Origin of the sequence: Tetzosporium hominis, assembly GCF_002265435.1 — a bacterium.
GTDB classification, from domain to species: domain Bacteria; phylum Bacillota; class Bacilli; order Bacillales_A; family Planococcaceae; genus Chryseomicrobium; species Chryseomicrobium hominis.
In genome coordinates this window covers 1-2535 of sequence record NZ_NOKQ01000173.1, presented here as the reverse complement: position 1 = coordinate 2535, position 2535 = coordinate 1, and the positions used below count along the sequence as shown (strand labels likewise).

At 42.6% G+C, this 2535-nt stretch carries 4 protein-coding genes; all 4 read right to left on the bottom strand.

What is annotated here, in order from left to right:
• Positions 1-530 (bottom strand): helix-turn-helix domain-containing protein (locus tag CF394_RS03590; RefSeq protein ID WP_279327637.1); only part of this gene is annotated, 530 nt, incomplete at its 3' end.
• Positions 531-626: 96 nt separating this feature from the next.
• The gene (locus CF394_RS15605) at positions 627-968 is read right to left on the bottom strand and encodes a hypothetical protein (protein WP_133079796.1); all 342 of its coding nucleotides are present in this window, start codon (positions 966-968) and stop codon (positions 627-629) included.
• Positions 969-1035: 67 nt separating this feature from the next.
• Positions 1036-2031, bottom strand: a complete 996-nt coding sequence (gene galE / locus CF394_RS03580) for a UDP-glucose 4-epimerase GalE (RefSeq protein ID WP_094941874.1) — start codon at positions 2029-2031, stop codon at positions 1036-1038.
• A 305-nt stretch (positions 2032-2336) separates the two neighbouring features.
• The coding region (locus CF394_RS15915; RefSeq protein WP_207761677.1) for a hypothetical protein at positions 2337-2535 on the bottom strand (199 nt) is incomplete at its 5' end.

Below are 2535 nucleotides of genomic sequence, written 5' to 3'. Positions count from 1 at the left end.
GGGGGAAGAACTGACCCAGATTTCGCATCAATGACCACTGTCGCGTAATGATGACCTTTGCGCGTAGCGAACTCATCAACCAAGACATGCCTTGCGGTTTTAGTCTCCAACTGGCGCGAAGCGTATTCATAGAACCATCTTTCAACGGTCGTGTACGGTACACCATACTCACGCGAGACATCAGAGATTGTCCTACCATGACAACGTTTTGCAATCTCCACTCTATAATGTCTGGTGGAAGAACGAACTAGGCCTAAGCCAAAGTCATGAACAAACGTGATACCACATTCTTTACAGACCTGGCGTGGGACATCTATCTCGATCCAGATCGTCCCTACGCCCCAGGCGTAGGAATGTCTAAAACGGCGACGTTCCTTTGAGTGGCGGACTGTCTGATTTGAACAGACAACACATGGGACTTGACGGTTCAGCGTAGAAATTCGAAACACGTTTGGTTCGTTGTCGGATGACGGATGAATTGTAAAAAATGATGGAAGTGGAAGGACTAATTTGATAAACTGTTGGGACAAGGCGAAAACTCCTATCGTGGTTTGTCTAGACAACAATTACGATACAGGTGTTTTCGCTTTTTTTCTATTTATTTACATTATTAAGCTGTTCAAGTGTCAACCACGACTTATGGTGATGAACCAGAACACTGTAAAATTAGCTAAATATTGGTATGAATATTCAAATGATGACTTCGCCACGCTAATAGCCATAATATTTACTAATACCAAAGCTGGGAATTCTCTAGAAACAAAATTTAAAATCATTTTTTTTTCTTTTTTAAACGATGATGACTGCACTAAAGATATTACAGCTAATAAAATTGCTCCTATACCAAATATAAACGTCATACTTAAATTTGAAATTTCTATGATAAAATCTTGTTTTTCCTTAGAAAAGCAAAAAGCTATAATACTTAGAAGCAAAACTATTATTATCGTAAAATTCGAAAATTTCATCATTAGACCTCTCGATTCTCATTATATTTTTATGTTTAGAACTAGCATATAGTTCTCAAAGCTGTCGTTATGTTAGATTTCTCTCATACCCCCAAGCATCCCGACACATATCCTCCACGCTTCGGGTCGCCTTCCATCCTAGCTCTCTCTCCGCCTTGCTGACATCCGCATAGCTGGATGCAATATCACCAGGGCGACGGTCAACGATTTCGTATGGGACTTCAACTTGATTGACGCGTGTGTAGGTGTGGATCAGTTCGAGCACTGAGGTGCCGTTGCCTGTTCCTAGGTTATAGGTATGTACTCCTTTTTGAAGCTTTTCGATAGCTGCGACATGTCCCTCTCCAAGATCCATGACGTGGATGAAGTCACGAACACCTGTACCATCGACAGTGGGATAATCGCCACCAAAGACACTGAGCTTTTCACGGATGCCCTTTGCAGTCTGGTTGATGTATGGCATCAGGTTGTTTGGAATGCCGTTCGGTGATTCTCCGATTAAGCCGCTCTCGTGTGCACCGACTGGATTGAAATATCGAAGTAACGCTACAGAGAACTGGTCATTTGCTGCGACTGTGTCTGTTAGGATACGCTCACTCATCGCCTTCGTCTCCCCGTAAGGGTTCGTAGTCGGTAGCAATGTCATATCTTCTGTGAATGGGACCTTGTTGTCTCCGTAGACTGTCGCAGACGAGCTGAAGACAAAACGTTCTACACCATATTTTAGACAAGACTCCGCCAGTACAATCGTACTGAGGACATTGTTCTTATAGTAAGCGAGTGGGATCGAGACCGACTCACCAACAGCCTTGTACCCTGCGAAATGGATGACACCGTCAAAGTGACTCTCCGAGAACAGTCGATCGATGGCTGCTGCATCTGTAACATCCATCTTCTCAAATGGGATCTCGGCAGCTCCTGTGATCTGTTTCAGTGTATCGAGCACCCCAAGCTTTGCATTGGACAGGTCATCGACGATATAGACGTCGTGATCAGATGCCAATAATGAGACAACGGTGTGTGAACCGATGAAACCGAGGCCCCCAGTAACTAGAATGTTCATTATTTGTTCCCCCATATTCTCTCTAGATGTTTCATTTTCTGGATATAAGTATACCATTTGTATCCCATCAACTTATATAGAAATTTCCATATCTTCTAGCAGTTGAGAGCCACTGTATAGATACCAATTACCAAAATTCCCCTATTGTGTACCTGTGCGCTACACTATTCTGATTATGAACGACATTTGCATAGACATGCGAAGACGACCTTGGTAGATCAAGGTCGCCTGAATAATTATAGAATTGTAGTGTATTGTGCGGTGCACAGGTACCGATTTTTTTGGGTGTAATCACAATCCTTTAATCAATGTGTGGCACCTTCTGGGATGCGCTTCCATTTGGTGCTTGTCCCCCAAAATATACAGACACAATTCATATTTACTAGCTTAGCAACGTAAGCGTCAAATAATGCACACATTCTAATAGAAGAAAATTCATGAGATACTCCTCCCACAAATGAAATTTGGGAGGTTTTTTCTTTGAAAAGAAAAGAGAAAGAAGCG